Annotated in this window: 19 protein-coding genes, 1 pseudogene and 1 riboswitch; of the genes and pseudogenes, 1 reads left to right on the top strand and 19 read right to left on the bottom strand. The window is 44.1% G+C overall.

From position 1 onward, the window contains the following. Positions 1 to 35: 35 nt before the first annotated feature. From G519_RS0100095 to G519_RS0100045, 11 genes are all read right to left on the bottom strand, one after another. A complete protein-coding gene (locus G519_RS0100095) occupies positions 36 to 1,424 on the bottom strand; it encodes a cobyrinate a,c-diamide synthase (RefSeq protein WP_036631698.1) in 1,389 nt (462 codons plus the stop codon). After that, entirely contained in the window at positions 1,424 to 2,581 is a 1,158-nt protein-coding gene (locus tag G519_RS41180; protein ID WP_051252970.1) for a cobalt-precorrin 5A hydrolase, read from the bottom strand. The genes G519_RS0100095 and G519_RS41180 overlap by 1 nt, the downstream gene beginning before the upstream one ends. Beyond that, positions 2,578 to 3,354, bottom strand: coding sequence for a precorrin-4 C(11)-methyltransferase (cobM, locus tag G519_RS0100085; RefSeq protein WP_029192922.1), 777 nt, complete (start codon positions 3,352 to 3,354; stop codon positions 2,578 to 2,580). The genes G519_RS41180 and cobM overlap by 4 nt, the downstream gene beginning before the upstream one ends. Continuing rightward, positions 3,355 to 4,065 carry a precorrin-2 C(20)-methyltransferase gene (gene cobI, locus G519_RS0100080; protein WP_029192921.1) on the bottom strand — a complete coding sequence of 237 codons (711 nt, stop codon included), beginning with the start codon at positions 4,063 to 4,065 and terminating at the stop codon, positions 3,355 to 3,357. Then, positions 4,058 to 5,293 carry a bifunctional cobalt-precorrin-7 (C(5))-methyltransferase/cobalt-precorrin-6B (C(15))-methyltransferase gene (locus G519_RS0100075; RefSeq protein ID WP_029192920.1) on the bottom strand — a complete coding sequence of 412 codons (1,236 nt, stop codon included), beginning with the start codon at positions 5,291 to 5,293 and terminating at the stop codon, positions 4,058 to 4,060. The genes cobI and G519_RS0100075 overlap by 8 nt, the downstream gene beginning before the upstream one ends. Next, positions 5,290 to 6,420 (bottom strand): cobalt-precorrin-5B (C(1))-methyltransferase, encoded by a 1,131-nt coding sequence (locus G519_RS0100070; RefSeq protein WP_029192919.1) that lies wholly within the window; start codon positions 6,418 to 6,420, stop codon positions 5,290 to 5,292. Before G519_RS0100070 ends, G519_RS0100075 begins: the two co-directional genes overlap by 4 nt. A gap of 5 nt (positions 6,421 to 6,425) precedes the next feature. Next, positions 6,426 to 7,076: a precorrin-8X methylmutase gene (locus G519_RS0100065; protein WP_029192918.1), complete on the bottom strand. Its 651-nt coding sequence runs from the start codon at positions 7,074 to 7,076 to the stop codon at positions 6,426 to 6,428. A 5-nt stretch (positions 7,077 to 7,081) separates the two neighbouring features. Next, the gene (gene cobK / locus G519_RS0100060) at positions 7,082 to 7,858 is read right to left on the bottom strand and encodes a precorrin-6A reductase (RefSeq protein WP_029192917.1); all 777 of its coding nucleotides are present in this window, start codon (positions 7,856 to 7,858) and stop codon (positions 7,082 to 7,084) included. Continuing rightward, positions 7,855 to 8,820, bottom strand: coding sequence for a sirohydrochlorin chelatase (locus G519_RS0100055; protein ID WP_029192916.1), 966 nt, complete (start codon positions 8,818 to 8,820; stop codon positions 7,855 to 7,857). The genes cobK and G519_RS0100055 overlap by 4 nt, the downstream gene beginning before the upstream one ends. Positions 8,821 to 8,839: 19 nt before the next feature. Beyond that, positions 8,840 to 10,534, bottom strand: coding sequence for a precorrin-3B C(17)-methyltransferase (gene cobJ, locus G519_RS0100050; protein ID WP_029192915.1), 1,695 nt, complete (start codon positions 10,532 to 10,534; stop codon positions 8,840 to 8,842). Positions 10,535 to 10,675: 141 nt separating this feature from the next. Next, a riboswitch (cobalamin riboswitch) is annotated at positions 10,676 to 10,877 on the bottom strand. Positions 10,878 to 10,919: 42 nt separating this feature from the next. Further along, positions 10,920 to 11,150 (bottom strand): hypothetical protein, encoded by a 231-nt coding sequence (locus tag G519_RS0100045; RefSeq protein WP_029192914.1) that lies wholly within the window; start codon positions 11,148 to 11,150, stop codon positions 10,920 to 10,922. 163 nt (positions 11,151 to 11,313) lie between these two features. Between G519_RS0100045 and G519_RS0100040 the strand changes: the two genes are divergently transcribed. Next, positions 11,314 to 11,892: a guanylate kinase gene (locus G519_RS0100040; protein WP_029192913.1), complete on the top strand. Its 579-nt coding sequence runs from the start codon at positions 11,314 to 11,316 to the stop codon at positions 11,890 to 11,892. 66 nt (positions 11,893 to 11,958) lie between these two features. On the opposite strand, the gene G519_RS41175 is transcribed toward G519_RS0100040, so the two are convergent. The 8 genes and pseudogenes from G519_RS41175 to G519_RS0100005 all read right to left on the bottom strand — a co-directional run. Further along, positions 11,959 to 12,384, bottom strand: coding sequence for a hypothetical protein (locus tag G519_RS41175; protein WP_036631695.1), 426 nt, complete (start codon positions 12,382 to 12,384; stop codon positions 11,959 to 11,961). Positions 12,385 to 12,462: 78 nt separating this feature from the next. Next, positions 12,463 to 12,939 (bottom strand): SRPBCC family protein, encoded by a 477-nt coding sequence (locus G519_RS0100030; RefSeq protein ID WP_029192912.1) that lies wholly within the window; start codon positions 12,937 to 12,939, stop codon positions 12,463 to 12,465. Positions 12,940 to 12,947: 8 nt separating this feature from the next. Continuing rightward, a complete protein-coding gene (locus G519_RS0100025) occupies positions 12,948 to 13,904 on the bottom strand; it encodes an MBL fold metallo-hydrolase (protein WP_409371977.1) in 957 nt (318 codons plus the stop codon). Between the two features lie 309 nt (positions 13,905 to 14,213). Continuing rightward, the gene (locus G519_RS0100020; protein WP_029192910.1) at positions 14,214 to 14,444 is read right to left on the bottom strand and encodes a helix-turn-helix domain-containing protein; all 231 of its coding nucleotides are present in this window, start codon (positions 14,442 to 14,444) and stop codon (positions 14,214 to 14,216) included. 39 nt (positions 14,445 to 14,483) lie between these two features. After that, positions 14,484 to 14,603 (bottom strand): annotated as a pseudogene (locus G519_RS49775) (sporulation initiation factor Spo0A C-terminal domain-containing protein); the annotation flags it as partial. Between the two features lie 389 nt (positions 14,604 to 14,992). Next, positions 14,993 to 15,490 carry a hypothetical protein gene (locus G519_RS0100015; RefSeq protein WP_029192909.1) on the bottom strand — a complete coding sequence of 166 codons (498 nt, stop codon included), beginning with the start codon at positions 15,488 to 15,490 and terminating at the stop codon, positions 14,993 to 14,995. A 416-nt stretch (positions 15,491 to 15,906) separates the two neighbouring features. Further along, complete coding sequence (locus G519_RS41170) at positions 15,907 to 17,166, bottom strand: sensor histidine kinase (protein WP_051252969.1); 1,260 nt, start codon at positions 17,164 to 17,166, stop codon at positions 15,907 to 15,909. A gap of 373 nt (positions 17,167 to 17,539) precedes the next feature. Further along, a partial coding sequence (locus tag G519_RS0100005) for an integrase core domain-containing protein (protein WP_029192908.1) occupies positions 17,540 to 17,787 on the bottom strand: 248 nt, incomplete at its 5' end.

Below are 17,787 nucleotides of genomic sequence, written 5' to 3'. Positions count from 1 at the left end.
ACCCCCTAGCTAACTTAAGCTAAGGGGTTTCATTGTTATTTACGATTTTGTTGATACTTCGTACACGCATGAATCCATTCCTTCACCATGTTCGGATTAGATGCGAAATGCAAATGTGTATAGCCGGCAATAAGATTCCCAGTGAGATATCCATCTGCTTTGGTTCCAAGCCTGCCCTTCGATTGAAAGGCAGCTTTCACATCAGCGCCTCCATTAGCTTGAAAAGTTGAATAATGAAATTCATGACCGCGAGCTTCTTCACCTGAGGGCAGAAGGAAGTTTCCCTCCACACCAGAAGCCTCACGATATCCTAAAGCTGCTAGTTTCGTCTGCATGGTTACTTTACCGGGGATCATCCCAACCATTGGAAATTCATTTCCTGTGGTATCTACAATTTGTTCTGTGAGGAACATAAATCCACCGCATTCTGCGAGTGTCGGAATACCTTCCTCAATTCGGCTGCGGACAGAGGCCTTTACCCCTTCTTCGGCAGCTAATCGCTCTGCGAATTCCTCAGGAAACCCTCCGCCAATGTAAAGCCCATCCGCATCAGAAGGAACCTCTTCACCTGCAAGCGGCGAAAAGAATATACAATCCGCACCTCCCGCTTCTAACAGTTCCAAATTTTCCGGATAATAGAAGTGAAATGCGGCATCTTTGGCGACTGCTATTTTAACTCGTTTAGGTGCCTCAAGTTGATCTTTGCTTGTGAATAAAACCGGCTTACAATCTATTGGTTCAGCTGCGGCTAAATCCAACAGAAGGTCCAGATCTATATGTGCCGTCACTTTTTCAGCCAAAAGCTCAAAAAAAGGTCGGAGCTCGCCTCGCTCAATCGATGGAACCAAACCTAAATGTCTTTCGGGAAGCTCTAAATTCGCGTCGCGAGGCAGATATCCAAGGACAGGAATACCGCATTCCTGCTCAATTGCTTGCTTAACCATTTTATAATGCCCTTCGCTGCCTGCTCGATTGGCAATGACACCTACAACGTTATCGCCTTGACCAAACTGCTGAAAGCCCTTTACGATCGCAGCGGCGCTTCTTGCCATACTGGCAATGTTGACAATTAACACGATCGGAGCGCCTAGAATACGTCCTATATCCGCGGTACTGCCTTCATCCGTCAGTGGGTTTTTGCCATCAAACATCCCCATAACACCTTCGATAATCGATATATCTGAAGCTTGACTTCCGCGTTCAAATATTTCTTTCACCGCTTCACGCCCCGTCATCCATGAATCCAAGTTGCGTGAAGATCTTCCGGTTACCGCTGAATGATAGGTTGGATCAATGTAATCCGGACCGCACTTAAATCCCTGAACCGTAATCCCTCGTTTCTGTAAAGCAGCCATGATGCCGATGGTCAAGGTGGTCTTCCCTACACCACTGCCTGTGCCTGCAATGACAATTCGCCGATCCATCACAAGTCACCTCGCTGTGATTGAACAGACGCTGTAAAGTCGAGTAATCCTACTGAAATCGTGACATTTCCTGATTTTTTCTTAACTAAGGCCAGCTTGTCTTGGCCCGTATAAAGCTTAACAGCCGGCTCACTTACCGCATACGCCCCAGTAAACTGATACACCGTTTCGGAAGGTGCCTCAATGGTCACGGTGTTTAACTCTTCAGGAGTATACGTGATGAACTCCCAGCCATGCTTACGAGTAACCTCGAGCAAGCCAACTTCGTCCTTCTTCAAATCGATCGTACAGACAGCTTTCACGCTTCGCATGGAAAATGATAGCTCTTCAAGTGTTAATTGAATCACGCGTTCAATTTCATCTGCTGAAGTTCCGCGGTTACAGCCTATTCCGAGAATAATAACTTTCGGCCTGTACAATACACCATTAGTTAAAATGCTTTCCTCTTCTGGCCTCAGAAGACGATGTGTGATGAGCAGCACGGCATTCGGCTCACTTGCTCGACCATCCTTAATTGATGGGAACCACTTAATATTGGCGGGTATGGGTCGCTCGTGCGTCCACCAATTCGGTTCACCCGATTCCTGAATAACAGCAATCCGCTCTTCATTGACGACAGCCGCGCTAACTGGAGTTAGTTTATCTGCCGAGTCCCAAGCCCAGCCGAAACGGCGTCCGAAGAGATCGACAGGAATTGTTTTCTGAACATCCGATGCCGTCGTAATTACAGCCCTTGCATCAATGGCAGCTGCCACCTCATGAGTTAGCTCATTCGCACCACCCAAATGCCCAGAAAGCACGCTGATGACATGCTCCCCGTTATCATCAATAACAACAACACCAGGATCTCTCTTCTTATCCTGAAGTAAGGGAGCGATCATACGTACGACGGCACCTAGTGAAATAATGATAATAAGTCCTTTGTATGCAGGAAATAAGGCCGGAAATAGTAACCGAACACTTCCTGTAAAAAGTTGAATCGAACGCTGCTCTTCATCACCTTTGACGAATTTGCTCATGTAATAAACATCCGTGCCGCTCATTTGCTCATTCAGCTTGCGTGCGATCTCGACACCATGCTTCGTAATAGCTACGATCGCATAGTCATTTTGCTGTCGTATAACAGGAATGACTCCCTCTTGGAGACCAATCGTCATGGCTTAACACCTCTGCGGAAACGGTGTGTAAATGATTTATCGTATAACTTGGAGCGATACTCCTCTTTGCCATGAATTTCTGGATCCAGCGCCCAGCCTGCTAGAATCATCGCATGCGAACGGATCCCATGGCTCCGCATATCCTCTTCCAGCTTTCCTACCGTTGTACGAACAATGAGCTGATCAGGCCAAGTAGCACGCTGGACGACAGCAACAGGTGTCTCTTTGCTCCACCCCGCCTCAACAAACTCGCTGACCACTTTCTTGATTAAAGTCGCGCTCAGGAACAAGGCGATTGTACAATGATGTGCAGCAAGATCGCGCAATTTCTCAAGCTCCGGCACTGGCGTACGGCCTTCTGCTCGCGTTAGAATAACCGTTTGAGTAAGTTCTGGAATCGTGAGCTCTGCGCCAACAGCCGCGGCTGAAGCGAATACGGAGCTTACGCCTGGAATAATTTCATAGCCAATGTTTTCTTTGCGCAGCAGGGCGATTTGTTCCATCGTTGCTCCGAACATGGCTGGATCTCCAGTATGCACGCGCACAACCATCTTTCCCTGTTTAAGGCGATCGACAATGATACCCACCATCTCCACCAATTCCATGCCCGAGCTTTTCAGTACTTCTGCTTCAGGCTTCGCCTTAGCGATCAACTCATCATTCACAAGCGAGTCCGTATACATCACTACATCAGCTTGTTGAAGCAGCTTTAACCCTTTCACAGTGATCAAATCCGGATCTCCCGGTCCCGCGCCAATAATATAGAGTTTCATCTATTTTCTCACCACCATCAAGGTTAAATATTCTAATTCTCGTCCTTGCAGTTCTTCCACATTCCGCCAAATCTCTTCCTCCGAAGAAGTGACTTTGGTTAAAACGGATGCTTTATTCACGAGTCCGAGATCGCGAAGTACGGATAGCATCAAATCTATGACCTTCGCGACCTTGATGAACACGACACAATCATGTTCTTCGATGGCCTTGCGCATCTTGTCGTAGTCGTCCACAGCCGGGACGATGGCAATTTGCTCATCACCATCCGCTAAGGGGATGCCCAAACGGGAAGCAGACGCGTTAATCGATGAAATCCCTGGAATGGAGACAGCCTTTACTTCAGGATGACGTTCGTTCATAAGCCGCATCAAGTGAATGTAAGTGCTGTAAATCATCGGATCGCCCTCCGTCACGAAGGCAACATCTTTCCCTTGCACCAAATGTGCCCAAACACTTTCAACCGTCTTCGTCCACTGCATTTCAAGCGCTTCTTTGTCCCTTGTCATTGGAAAAGTGAGCCCCATCATCTCTTTTTGTTCCGTATTCACGTACAGCTCCGTAATCGCGAGCGCATAGCTCTTGGCTCCACGCTTCTTTCTTGGGTAAGCGATGACCGGACATTCTTTTAACAATCGAAAAGCTTTGACCGTAATTAATTCCGGATCGCCTGGGCCAACACCCAAACCATACAGCGTGCCGAGTTTACTCATCGCCTGTTCCTCCCTCTATATCTGTCTGCTTGCGCTGCGCTGTGATGATGTAGATCGGATTCAGTGCGTCGAATCGTTTCATATGAAGGATAGGTTTGCTTCGCGATACTTGTACAAGCGATATCTGCGTAGTGAAACCAACCTTTTCAAATGTCTTATCTGCTTCATATAACGTCTCGATCGTCGCTGCATTCAACACAATCCTGCCATTCGGCTTCAGTCTCGCTGCACATATTTCTAGCAGTTCCTGCATCTCTCCGCCGCTTCCGCCAATAAAGATCGCATCCGGATCAGCGAAAGCATCGAGACCCTTTGGTGCTCTGCCATGCACGGCCGTAAGATCAACACGAAATTTGGCGCTGTTTTCCAGGCAATTTTGGAGATCGTCTTCGTTTTTCTCGATGGCAAATACGGAGCCTTCACGAGCTATGCGTGCCGCCTCAATGGCTATGGAGCCTGTACAAGTTCCAATATCCCATACGACACTGTCCACTTGTAAAGCTAATTGACTGATGCTTAATACGCGAATTTCTTTTTTCGTTATTAACCCTTTATCCGGTTTGCGTTGGGCGAACTGGTCATCTTCAATGCCAAGCGGCCAAACTGGACCTGGGGCTTGTTTTTTCAAAATAACCACATTGAGTGGTGAAAATATTTCTGTAACCAGCTGGTCCAATTCGTACCAACAACAGCGTTCTTCGGCTCCGTCCAAATTCTCAGCTACAAAGGCCCGATATTCGGTCATGCCAAAAGAAAGCAAATAAGCCGCAATTGCACTCGGTGAGTTCGTTTCATCCGTGAGCAGGGCCACTTTATCTTTCCCGTCTATTCGCTGCGCCAAGCCCTTCATGCTTCGTCCATGAACGCTTGTGATATAAGCATCGTGCCAGCTTTCCCCCATCCGGGCAAAAGCCAATTGAATCGAGCTAACAGCCGGGTAAATGTGTACACCTTCCAGCTTCTTCTCTGCATAACCGCCAATTCCATAAAAGAGCGGATCGCCCGAAGCCAAGATAACAACAGAACGTTCTTCATTCTGTAGCTTACTCATGAGTTCTGGCAAGCTGCCTTTTATGACGATTTTCTCGCCATTATATGCTGGAAAAAAGGCCAGATTCCGCTCTCCGCCAACAAGCACTTCACTTTCATGAATCCATTTGATATATAAAGGGAGCAGGCTCCCTTGTCCGTTATCGCCAACACCAATGACTTTCACGCTTCTACTCATTCGTATGCCATCTCTCCATTCTCGCTCTGCTTCACCATCGCCGATTTCCCTAAGAGTTCGGCTTTCATTGAAATAATCACTGTTTCTATGAAATCAAACCCGTCTCTCGCAACTTCTCCTAGTCCAGCTAAGTTACAGCGCTCGCATAATCGTTCAAAATATCGCAAATTCCCCGTAGCCGCCATTAAATCTCCAACCTGTGAAGCAGTGTTTGCGCCCCTGATTTCTTCGACAAGCACATCGGAAGCCTCCGATTCGATCGCAACCTGTGCAAGAAACCCAAAATCAACCGGCGCACTCTTCGAATGCACCATCATCACACCTTGTGCCACCTTAGAGAACTTGCCCATCATACCGACTAACGTTACTTTACGAATGCCTTGTCTTTGGGCTTGTATCAGGGCAAATCCAACGAAATCGCCCATCTCGATAAAAGCTTCCTCCGGAAGCTCGGGATACATGTTAATCCCAAATATTTCCGTCCGGCCGCCGGTCGAGAGCACGAGATGCTTGCAGCCGCATTTCACGGCTACGCGAATCGCTTGTGCGACACTGGCCTTGTAGGCCGCACTCGAGAACGGCACCACCGTGCCACGGGTGCCGAGAATCGAGATGCCGCCGAGGATGCCAAGACGCCCATTCAGCGTCTTCTTGGCGATTTCTTCGCCGGCGGGCACAGAGACGAGCACGTCTACTCCGTGCGCGATCTCGTATAGGTCAAGCACTTCCTGCACGGTTTCGCGGATCATTTTCCGCGGAACCGGGTTGATCGCAGCTTGACCGATCTCGACCGGCAGGCCGGGCTTCGTCACGCGCCCGACGCCAATGCCGCCATCGATGCCGACGCCAGGCTCGGCACGAAAGCTTACGCGCACGATGATCTCCGCACCGTGCGTCGCATCGGGATCATCGCCGCCGTCCTTGATGACGGCGGCTTCGCCCCACAGCTGCGTGAACGCGCAGCTGTGCAGGGCAAACTCAACCGTTTCCCCGATGGGGATACGGATGTGCACGTGCGTTTGTGGCGCTTGCTCGATGAGCGCCAGTAGAGCTGCTTTGGCTCCTGCGGTTGCGCAGGAGCCGGTGGTGTAGCCGTGGCGCAGCGGCTTGCCCGGTACTTCCTCCATAGGCGCTACTCCTTACGCGCCGCCATAATCGACAGCGCGTTGACGGCTGCAACGGCAACGGGACTGCCGCCCTTGCGGCCAATGTTCGTGATGAACGGAATGTCCAGCTTGGCAAGTTCATCTTTCGATTCCGCTGCGGAAACGAAGCCCACAGGCACCCCGACGATGAGCCCAGGCTTCGCGATTCCTTCTTTGACGAGTCGAATCAGTTCCAGCAGGGCTGTCGGTGCATTTCCGATGGCATAAATAGCGCCATCCGCTTCCTTAATCGCTTTGCGAATTGAAATTATTGCCCTAGTCGTGTTCAGACGCTTTGCTTCTTCCATGACATCCTTGTCAGAAATATACACTCTAACATCGCCGCCAAATTGCTCGATACGCGGTTTGCTGATGCCGACTTGCACCATCTGAACGTCGGCAACAACGAGTTTACCAGCTCGAATGGCAGCAATACCTGCCTCGATTGCTCTCGGGTGAAAGACAAGACTGCGTCCTAATTCAAAATCCGCTGAAGCATGAATCACACGCTGTACAACCGGATATTGCTCTGGTGTAAACGTATGCTCGCCTAATTCTTCAGTAATCATCTCAAAGCTTTTCTCTTCAATTTCTTGCGGTTGAACGGTTAACGGTTTAAAATCCGTGTGAAAATCCATCGTATTTAGCCCTCCTTATGAATGCTATCGTTTACAAATTGTATAACGCCTTGAAAGTCTGAATAGAGCGTCCCATATTCTAGTTCCGGTCTTCCTATCACAATACTCGGAATACCCATTTCGAGCGCTGCTTCGAGCTTCTCATCCACCGCTCCGACTTTCCCGCTTTCTTTCGTTATCATCAAGGTAACTTTGTAATGGTCATAGAGCGCTTTATTTAACTCTTTAGAAAAAGGGCCCTGCATAGCCACAATATTTTTCTGCTCAATCCCCAGTTCTTCGCATTTCTCCATATTATCTTGGCGTGGAAGCATACGCGCGATGAGCCTTGTATCGGGAAGCCCAATCAGACGATCAGCAAAAATCTTCAACGTTTTGCTGCCGGTTGTCAGCATAATGCTGCCACGCTTCTCCGCTGCTAACTCTGCAGCTTGTTTATAATCATCAACCGTTGTAATGAGTGCCCCCTGTTCGATGGACAGGCTCTGACGTTCGAATCGAACATAAGGTACAGCTGCCAGCTTTGCAGCCGCCATCGCATTCTTCGACGCTTCCTCCGCAAAAGGGTGGGTCGCATCAACAACCACGCGTAAGCCTTTATCTTGAATTAGCTGATTCATATCTTCTGCGGTCAGGCGGCCTGTGAGTACCGGAAGCCCTTCCGCCTCCATGCTCTTTGCTGCGCTTTCGGTCACAACTGTTGTGAGCACTGTATAACCTGCTGCCCGAATCCCCAACGCCAGTTCCCTTGCGTCACTTGTTCCTGCAAGAACGAGAATCATCGTTTGTCACCTCTGGAATGAACATGGTCATGATGTTCATGTTCATACTTATGATCGTGGTCGTGATCATGTTTATGTTCGTGGTCGTGGTCGTGGTCATGTTTATGCTCATGGTCGTGATGGTGATGATCGTCATGATCATGATGGTGATGATGATCGATATGCTTCATCGCCTCAAGCCGATATTGGCACATGTCGCAGTTCATCTTCACTTCATCCTGAAGCGCTTCCTGTGCGCGTCCAATCAAAATCTCTTGAAGCAGCGGATGGAAGCCAAAATATGGAGCCATTTGGAATTGTTTATCTGGATATGTCTCCCGATACCCTTGAACCATTTGTTCCATCCGCCCAATCAAAACACCAGTGAACAGGAAATACGGCAAAATGATGACCTTCTTTGCGCCGAGCAGCAAACAGCGCTCAATTCCAGCATCCATCAGAGGCGCTGTAACGCCAATAAAGGCTGTTTCCACCCATTTCACCTGAAGCTTCTCCCAGAATAAACGAGAGATTTTAAACAAATCGCTATTCGCATCTGCATCACTGCTTCCACGCCCAACAATGAGCAGCGCTGTTTCACCCAGATCTTCCTTCACTTGAACTCCGAGATCCTCAACCCTTGAAGATAAAATATCCAGAATTTGTTCATGTACCCCAATCGGTCTGCCGTATGTAAATTTCACCAATGGATATTTTAATTTCGCATCATCAATAGCAGACGGGATATGAATTTTCGCATGTCCAGCCGCAAATAAGATAATCGGAATGACAACAATATGAGCGGCTCCTAATTCAACACAGCGGTTAATTCCTTGCATGATCGTTGGTTGAACAAATTCCAGGAAACAGGTCTCCACAATTTGCTCTTTCATCTTACTCGCAATTTCTGAAACAAAGAGGCGAACTTCCTCATTCCCGCCTTCTTCCCGACTCCCATGACCCACAAATAAAACAGCATTCATCCTTTATTTCCCCCTAATCCTAATCGCCGCAAATGGCATTTTCGATAACGAAACCTACCATTTCTTGATGGCGGTAGCCTTCTATTTCTTTAACACGCTTGAAAAATTTATGAAACCGTTCGTTCGGATGTCCTTCTTTTTGGTAACGTTCCACGATCCTGCCCACTAAGTCGACAAGCTCCTCAGGAGCAATTCCTTCTGCAACGGGTTGAGCCGCATGTGCATTTCGACCTACTGTTTTTCCGCCAAGAAATAGATCGAATTTCTCTTTGCGGTAGACGATGCCGATATCTTGCTGAACAGCTCCATAACAAGCCATGCCACACCCGTTAAAGCCAATTTTCAACTCTTTTGGTACTTCGAGATTGCCAATTCGATGATGGATGGCTTCCGCATACGGAATAGACTCACCTTTTTCCAAATTACAAAAGTCACATGCTTTGATTTGAGCAACATCACCAATCGGTGATAACAATAAACCAAGTGCACTTAGATCGGATGTAATCTGATTAGGGTTATTGGTTTGCACACGAACAATCAGTTGATGATGCGGGGAGTATTCGATGTCTCCACGATCTCCGACAATCTCGCCTAAAGCACACAACTGGGCAGCTGTTAACTTTTTATTCGCGATACCCGGGCTTACGGCAAACTCAAAGATCGATTGGGTCGCAGTCAGCTTATTGTCAAATTCAAAAGACACCTCTTCAGTCCCTTTGGATACTAGCTGCAAGGCTTCCATTGCAAGTTGTAAGGAGTTGCTAGGTGACAAATTGGGCGATGATTTTAGCTGGGACGGTTCTTTACTCTCAATCACCTCAGCATCCATAAGTTCATCTTCTTCATCAAACTCCTCCAAGGATTCATTTAAGTCCTGCCCATCCAGTTGTTCCAAGGCCCAAGGCTCAGCTTCAGATTTCAATCTTTGATGTGGTTTAAGCGGCTGTGTTTCAGCCCCTAAGGTGTATTTCCGCTGGTAACCGCGTGGTGTAATCATGAGACCGTCATACAGCTTAGTAGCGGAATTGCCAATAATAATGGTCGTTAACATGCCAATATCATGATTCAGCATATCAGCAAGCGTCGTCACAACCACATGCTCGCGGTCTCGATATGCGCTTTTAACAATCCCAACAGGTGTTGAAGGAGAACGATGCTTAAGGAGAATGCGCTGCGTCTCCACGATTTGTCTGGTCCGTCTACCGCTTCGCGGGTTATAGAGGGCAATGACGAAATCTGCCATCCCTGCTGCCTCAACCCGTTTCGCAATCAGCTCCCATGGCGTCAGATGATCACTTAAGCTGATGGTGCAAGAATCATGCATAATTGGTGCCCCTAGCAGAGATCCAGCCGAATGAACAGCAGAAATGCCCGGAATCACTTCCACTTGAACGCCGTTCTCACGGGTCCAGCCTTGTTCCATCAATACCTCATAGACAAGACCGGCCATCCCATATACGCCAGCGTCTCCACTGGAAATTACGGCTACTTTCTTACCCTGCTTCGCTTGCCGCACAGCCTCTTGCGCACGACTCACTTCTTCCGTCATGCCGGTTCGAACTACTTGCTGTTCGGTTAATAGACCTGCGATAAGATCCACATAGGTGTTATATCCGATGATGACTTCACTTTCCCCAATCGCTTCCCGTGCACGTTTCGTAATATGTTCAAAACTCCCTGGCCCAAAGCCGATAATAAGCAGTTTTCCTGACATTTTGTAACACCCTTCCCCCGTTATTACACAACAAAAAAAGCATCCCTAACATAAGTCATGTTAGAAATGCTTGGTAAATTACGACAGTTAATAAAACCAGAAGTAACCGCTCTCTAACACTCCCTAATTCCACGTAGGGTTCATGTGTTGTTGAATTAGGCAGGTCTCCTGACTTCATCATCCCCTTGCACCTTCCCAGGTTGTTACCCAGTGGCATGTTGCAAGGAGTTACCGTAATAAACGGCGATATTCACAGTGGCGGGTCCGTGCCGGTATATCACCGGTCTTCCCTTTTAACCATACATCCGAATGGATATATGGCACCTAATTCCATTGATATGCAATTACGATCATCCTACCATCTATCGATAGGGTTGTCACGTATTTATTCATAGATGGCCTGGTAGAGTCCTTCCATCAGACTCTGGTAACTGCTTGGATTATACGTCACTTCGGCAAAAGAAACTTGAATGACCTTGTTGATCGTTTTAACGATAAAAAAACTATCCTCCCCACGCTCCGGGTCAATATAGGTATAGCACTCTAAGTGACTGCTTCCCGTTTTTTGACGTAAAAATTCCGTTGCTTCCGCACTTAAATTCGCATATTTAGGCATAGTTAAGTTCCTTTCCATTAAACGAAGTGATGCTATCTATTATAACGTATTTTCACCCTTTGATTCCTATCAAAACGAGAAAGTATTTCTTTAATTTTCAGAATTTTCGTACTATAATGAATCTATCAAGATATCGCTTTCATTCTATGAAGGAGGAATTGATATGAGCAGTCATGAAACGAATGGATTGGTGTTTGTCTTTACGGGTACTAGCGGTTCTGGTCGTAAAACAATTGCCCATCACATTGCCAAAGAGCTTGGTTTCTCATCTGTCGTCTCCTACACAACTCGAACACCTAGACCCAAAGAAATCAACGGGAAGGATTATAATTTCATCTCACGCAAAGTATTCATCGATAGTGACATTGCAGGTGAATTTTTTCAAACTGTTGAAATTGACGGGAATTTCTATGGTATTAAGAAAGCGGACATCGATGAAGCGCTTCGCAAAGACGGACTTATCTATGTCATTGTGAATCGTTATGCAGCTAACCGTTTCAAGTATACATTTGGAGAAAGAGCGATCCGCTTGTTCATCTATGTTAACAAACAAACGATCATGGAACGCATGCTTGCTCGAAACACGCCAACAGACGTCATTGACCACTACATGAACCACTACATAGAGGAAGTCTCCTACCGCAAGGATTGTGAACATGTTTTTGAGAATATGAATTTACAAGAAACGATCGACAAAGTAAAGGCAACCATGCTCGCCCACATGCCAACTACAACTAGTTAAATGTGCTAAAAATGTTAAGAGACCCGGTGATCGACATCACCGAGTCTCTTTTTTACGATCTTACATTCATTTTAAAGGGGCTTTTTTCCTTTTCAAAGCCACGAATCCGCCTAATAGTGAAACCGGTACGATGACGACTAAACCAATCAATTCATACCATAATGGAATGCTATTATTGGTTAAAATGGAATCAAACCCGATTGCAGCGCCGATGACACCAATTATGGCAGCATTGAAATATTCGGCACGCTTCGCAACTTTAGCAGCAATGTATCCGCCAAGAAACGACCAGAACAAACCAACGACCATAAGCAAAAGTAATAGACCCACATTCGAATTTATAGCACTTACATCCTGCTCATTCACCGGGCGATTAGCAAAATATATACCGCCAATTAACGCAGTCGATATCATTGTCCCCAAGTTATCAATCGCTACTCCAAGCAGTACACCCAGAAAATGAAATTTTCGTTCACTTTTTTGTTCAACCATAGATTATTCTTCTCTCCTGATCACTTCGATCTACCAGCCTTATCCATAATACCATGTGGCCGCCTCAGTATCCAGTTCTTACCTAGATGACCTTGCAGACTCCGCTGTCTCTTCGGCCATCTTCTTCACGTATAAATTGCGCTTTTCAAGAAACTGAGTCATATAGTTAGCTAAAAACAAGCGATCAACAAGCTTCCCCAATCCTCCAAATGGTGAGGTATAATCGAACGTATCAACCATCAAAGTGCCTTGCACTACAGTTACAAATTCATGTGTATGATGAAATCGCTTGAACGCTCCTCTTACCATTTCGTCAACAAAGTAATGCGGCTTCTCCATCCCCGTAATCTGGGCAGTCAACTTCTGCTTAATACCAAAATGATAAGCTTCCCAAGTCACTGTTTCTCCACACTCAATCAACCCTTGCGTCCTGCCGGCTATCGCTCTTTCCCTCGTTTGGGAGGTTGATTCCGCATGGATATCTATACTCCTAGCCAAATCAAAACAGACTTCAATTGGTGCTTGAATAAGTAACTCCTGTCGTATTGTTGGCATTGACTCCTCTACTTCCACCAAGTTTCTATTGGATAATCCGCGGCATTCACATGGACAGTTTGACCTATTTTCGGTGTGAGAATTGACACTTTGATAGCATGTGCGGCCTTTGCGGCACGCTCTATCGGATCTGTCCAGTCATGTAAGGCTAGCGTAAATGCCCCCCAATGTATCGGAAGCATCAGCTTCCCTTTCACATCCAGATGGGCTTGGACCGTTTCTTCTGGCATCATATGAATATCAGACCAGCGATCATCGTACTGACCGCACTCCATCAGCGTAAGATCGAATGGACCATACTTCTGCCCAATTTCTTTGAAATGAGAGGAATACCCGCTATCACCGCTGAAGAAGATATTGGACTGCTTTCCTTTGATCACCCACGAGCACCATAGGGAAGCCCCACGGTCCGTCATGCTTCTCCCCGAAAAGTGTGTAGCCGGCGTACAGGCCAATGTCAAACCTTCGTACGTAAACTCATCCCACCAATCATGCTCTTCGATCTTTTCTGGCTGCACACCCCATCTGATTAGATGACCCCCAACCCCTAACGGGACTAAAAATTTGTTCACTTTATGCTTTATTTTCATGATCGTTCCATAATCCAAATGATCATAATGATCATGTGACAAAACGACCGCATCAATCACTGGCAGCTGCCCAATTTCAAAAGGCAATCCACCGCTATATCTGCCCTTCCCGAACCATGGAAACGGCGAAGGAGCTTTCCCGAACATGGGATCTAATAATAAGGCTTTTCCATCGATCGTTAGTAAGGAAGCCGAATGACCAAACCAGGTCACTTTCGTTTCCATATCCTTGGCCAAATTCGGTGTTTCCATTGCTAAATGCGTCATTGGACGTCGATTAGGACTGCTTTTCGCAAATTCTAGCAAGATCCCCACTGTACTCCCGAAGCCCATATTCATCATGGTAGGGAATGGATTTTGGAATTTCCCATTCACATACTGAGAAGATCGAGAGAAAGCCTGTGCCTTCTCCTTCGAGGGTCTCCGTCCAAAAACAGGATAAACATTCATAAAAAGAACAATAACACACACAATTCCAACTATAATACTCGTCCATATAAGTAACAACTTCTATGCCGCCTCCAAGGCCTTTTTGTATGACCGTTTCATCTTTGAAAAATAATTGACTAGATGTATAACGTAAATCCGTATGGTATGGTTCCAAGAATTATGGCGACCAGATTTAACGAAAAAAGAACGCTCTGGATAAGAGCGCCCTCTTTATGATATGTAGGATTAGAGCCATCAATTCATTACCTTAGACTCGATCGTGACCAATTCATACAAATCATTCACATCACACCCCAAGGTGTCAGCGATAGATATTGCAGACTTAAGCGGCATGATTCTTTTGTTTTCAACAAAGTCGGTAATCCGCTCTGGCTTGTAAAGCAAAGTTCGAGCGAGTTCTCCAACCGTCATGTTGGATTCAAGCAATCGCTCACTAAGTAGGCAGCGACCGAGCTCATATTTCATGCTGATGACCTCCGAAAAATGACAAAGATTCTAACCCTCTCAAGAAACCTTATGCTCGATGCGAAGCTTATCAGCAACCATCGCGATGAACTCCGAATTGGTCGGTTTGGACTTCGAGATGTTAATCGTATACCCGAAGATAAATGAGATGGAATCAATGAACTGTAAGGTTTTCGACTTTTTTTGAAACCTAAAATTTTCCCATCTCACTAGGTATTTATAGGTTTTATAACCAATGTTTATCGGTCTAGGATAACTATATATTACTACGAATTTAATACCAGTTGTAAGCCTATAAACTTTGAAAAAAAATTTACATCATCCCGATATTCACATTCTGTCACCTTCTTGAATATTTTATGTAATCAAACATTTTTCACATTCAGAAACAACAATATTTTACCACTAATTTTCCAACTCTATTCAATAATGGATTATAAATAATAAAGAAGCAGCGATAACCGCTACTTCTCCATCTCAAATATTCATGTTTAATAGCGATGAGATCATTCTAATATATCAGAGTACTAACTCGTCACCTTATATAATTAATCTTCGTCACCTTCATAATCCTCTAGTAATGTATTCTTTAGAAAATTCACTCCACTAAGCATTTCAATATACTCATTGGGATGTTTCACAATTAAAGCTACAACATCATCATCGTAACCAGCATAATCAACTTCTAATCCATCCTTAAGGATACCTTTAATAAATTTATTACATTTAATGTACTCACCAACTAAATAGATTTCATCACCAATACCTACGACACCTTGAGTCACGATTAAAGCTACACTCTCTTCATCAAATTCCGCAACTTCAATTACCGTTGCTTCAATATAAAGTTCCCCATCTTCAAATTCTGTTTGAAGTTCATCATCCTCAACATACACACTTAAATCATTCTTATCTTCTAGTTCTTCATCGATCGTTTTCCTTATCGTTTCAAGTACCTCAATCACTTCATCAGCTGCAATCTCTTCATTTAACTTAAAAATTACCTTTTCAATTCCCAAGCTATAACGATCAATAGTTAATTCCAAAATAATCTCTTGAGATTTAGAAAACCAGCCGCGAGTCTCCCTAATTTCTTTACTTGCAACCAATTGATTTGCAGGGAAATGTATTCTTGCACTGCCATCAAAAGCAGAATCAATGTGAATTTTATCGTCTACAATTGTGATCTTACAATTTTTATTGATAAGGTGCGAATATGTATCTTCTAATTGATCATCTTCATAGTGACCTAGATGAATACCCTCAAATGTAATAAAGACGTTATTATATTCATAACCCTCATACTTACTTTAATTGAATTGATTTCATCTTTGATGCTCAAAGCAAAAGACTTGATTATTAAACCTGTTAGGTCATTTCAAGAAATAATTCCCTAATCTTTTAATTTACTTTTTTCTCACAAGAACTGCAATGAAATGATAGGGAAATAACCCTCACTTCGTTATACTTTTATTATGGGAAAGGAAATATCAAATACAGTCCCTTGTCCCAATTCGCTTTTCACATTGATTTTTCCCAACATTCCTTTTATAAAGCTAAATGACACCATCATTCCAAGACCTGTACCTTTATTTTTGTTGGAAAAATACGGGACTCCTAGACGATTAATTTGGTCAATTGTCATACCGATTCCAGTATCGCTAATGGAGAGAATCACCTCATTGTTTCTCCTATAAGCTTCAATTTTAAGTATTCCTCTCTTATTCTCCATCGCCTCTATCCCATTTTTGGCAATGTTAATGATACTTTGCCTTAGCTTTTGCCGATCACCCAATACAAACAAATTTATGTCATATTTTATCTCTACTTCTACTCCTGTAAGGTTTGCAAGGGATGTTAAAACATTACAAATGTATTGAATTTCCTCACCTAAATCCAGTTTTTCTTCAACCTCTGGATACGGCTTTGCTAATGATAGGTAATCATTAATAATTTGCTCCGCACGATCAATTTCTTCTAAACAAATTTCACCGTACATCTGTTTTTTTTCGGGATTTAATTCTGTTTGAGTAAGTAGTTGAATAAATCCTCTAACTGAGGTCAGCGGATTTCTAATTTCATGTGCAACAGATGCTGAAATAACACTTGCGATGTTCATTTTTTCTGAAAATATTAATTCTTTTTTTAGGTCAGCGTTTCTTCTAATAGATTCAATAATGTATACAGCTAAGCCCATGAATAAACTTTGAACAATATAAAACTTAAAAGCAGACATGAGACCGTAATCAGAATGAATAATTAGAACACTTGCTATGCCAATCATTTTACAAACAAAAGAAAGTATAGAGGATGTTAGAATTTTATTAATTAAACTATAAGAATGATATTTTTTTGATAAAGATATGATTACAATAAACGATAGAGTGGAGGAGACTAAATTTAAATAAGCGCCTGTGCCGCCAATCATAAAACGAACACTAATAAGAGAGAAGAATAACATGATAGAAGTTATGGAATTACCATAAAAACAACCCAATATCAAAGGAATAATTCTAAGATCAAATATTAAACCTTTTGCTTCTACAGGAGGAAAGAACATACATAAAAACATTGGAGTGGCAAATAAAGAAAAGAGGATTACATTTTTTAAAGCTTTTCTCTCATTCATTTTTTCGTATACTGCAAATTGATAAAACATTAATGGGAACATTATGAAGAAAATATTAAGTAGAAACTTGCTTAGGTCATAGTTAAATCCCATAAATTTTCACCACTTTTTTAATTAAATACTAACCTTGAGATTTTATGTTTAGAACCATTAATAAGAGTTCTTTTGTGAAAAATTATACCATAGCCTGTTACCCACTAAAGCACTTTCAAGAAAAAGCATCACATGGATGCCTACTGATGATTTCAACAATTAACTTTAATAGCAACACAAGAACTATATAAAAAGACAAATAATTTCTCCTTATCTGGTTGAATAGTTAAATAAATTGTACCATGTGAACTGTAGTTTGTAGAGGGAAATGTAATATTTTGTAGGTCTCTGCTCATAGACGGTTCGGCCCCTTAATTATGGAGTCTAGCTGCTAAATGCTCTCGCTCTCGCAGCTTCTCATTTCTCTAGCACACTAAAGCGCAATTTCTACGGCTTCTAATTTTTTAGCTTCCCAAGCTGCATGGTACTGGCTTGGACTCATTTTGTGCAGACTTCCGTGGAAACGCCGTTGGTTGTAGAATTCAATGTATGTGTGTACTCTTTGGTAAGCTTCTTCAAACGTTTCAAAGTACTCTTTTGTGTACACATCTCTTTCAATAATGCTATGAAATGACTCAATGTATGCGTTCATATTGGGGGTCTTGGGCGGTATGCGCTCGT

Source organism: Paenibacillus alginolyticus DSM 5050 = NBRC 15375, assembly GCF_000422905.1.
In the GTDB taxonomy this organism is placed as follows: Bacteria; Bacillota; Bacilli; order Paenibacillales; family NBRC-103111; genus Paenibacillus_E; species Paenibacillus_E alginolyticus.
This window is presented reverse-complemented; position numbering and strand designations above follow the sequence as displayed.

Excerpts from the sequence above, each read along its gene's own strand:
- G519_RS0100070 (WP_029192919.1), bottom strand. The coding sequence starts at position 6,420 with ATGGAGGAAGTACCGGGCAAGCCGCTGCGCCACGGCTACACCACCGGC.
- cobK (WP_029192917.1), bottom strand. The coding sequence starts at position 7,858 with ATGATTCTCGTTCTTGCAGGAACAAGTGACGCAAGGGAACTGGCGTTG.
- G519_RS41180 (WP_051252970.1), bottom strand. The coding sequence starts at position 2,581 with ATGACGATTGGTCTCCAAGAGGGAGTCATTCCTGTTATACGACAGCAA.
- G519_RS0100075 (WP_029192920.1), bottom strand. The coding sequence starts at position 5,293 with ATGAGTAGAAGCGTGAAAGTCATTGGTGTTGGCGATAACGGACAAGGG.
- cobI (WP_029192921.1), bottom strand. The coding sequence starts at position 4,065 with ATGAGTAAACTCGGCACGCTGTATGGTTTGGGTGTTGGCCCAGGCGAT.
- G519_RS0100065 (WP_029192918.1), bottom strand. The coding sequence starts at position 7,076 with ATGGATTTTCACACGGATTTTAAACCGTTAACCGTTCAACCGCAAGAA.
- G519_RS0100055 (WP_029192916.1), bottom strand. The coding sequence starts at position 8,820 with ATGAATGCTGTTTTATTTGTGGGTCATGGGAGTCGGGAAGAAGGCGGG.
- cobJ (WP_029192915.1), bottom strand. The coding sequence starts at position 10,534 with ATGTCAGGAAAACTGCTTATTATCGGCTTTGGGCCAGGGAGTTTTGAA.
- G519_RS0100095 (WP_036631698.1), bottom strand. The coding sequence starts at position 1,424 with ATGGATCGGCGAATTGTCATTGCAGGCACAGGCAGTGGTGTAGGGAAG.
- G519_RS0100020 (WP_029192910.1), bottom strand. The coding sequence starts at position 14,444 with ATGAAATATGAGCTCGGTCGCTGCCTACTTAGTGAGCGATTGCTTGAA.
- G519_RS0100040 (WP_029192913.1), top strand. The coding sequence starts at position 11,314 with ATGAGCAGTCATGAAACGAATGGATTGGTGTTTGTCTTTACGGGTACT.
- G519_RS0100030 (WP_029192912.1), bottom strand. The coding sequence starts at position 12,939 with ATGCCAACAATACGACAGGAGTTACTTATTCAAGCACCAATTGAAGTC.
- G519_RS41170 (WP_051252969.1), bottom strand. The coding sequence starts at position 17,166 with ATGGGATTTAACTATGACCTAAGCAAGTTTCTACTTAATATTTTCTTC.
- G519_RS41175 (WP_036631695.1), bottom strand. The coding sequence starts at position 12,384 with ATGGTTGAACAAAAAAGTGAACGAAAATTTCATTTTCTGGGTGTACTG.
- cobM (WP_029192922.1), bottom strand. The coding sequence starts at position 3,354 with ATGAAACTCTATATTATTGGCGCGGGACCGGGAGATCCGGATTTGATC.
- G519_RS0100045 (WP_029192914.1), bottom strand. The coding sequence starts at position 11,150 with ATGCCTAAATATGCGAATTTAAGTGCGGAAGCAACGGAATTTTTACGT.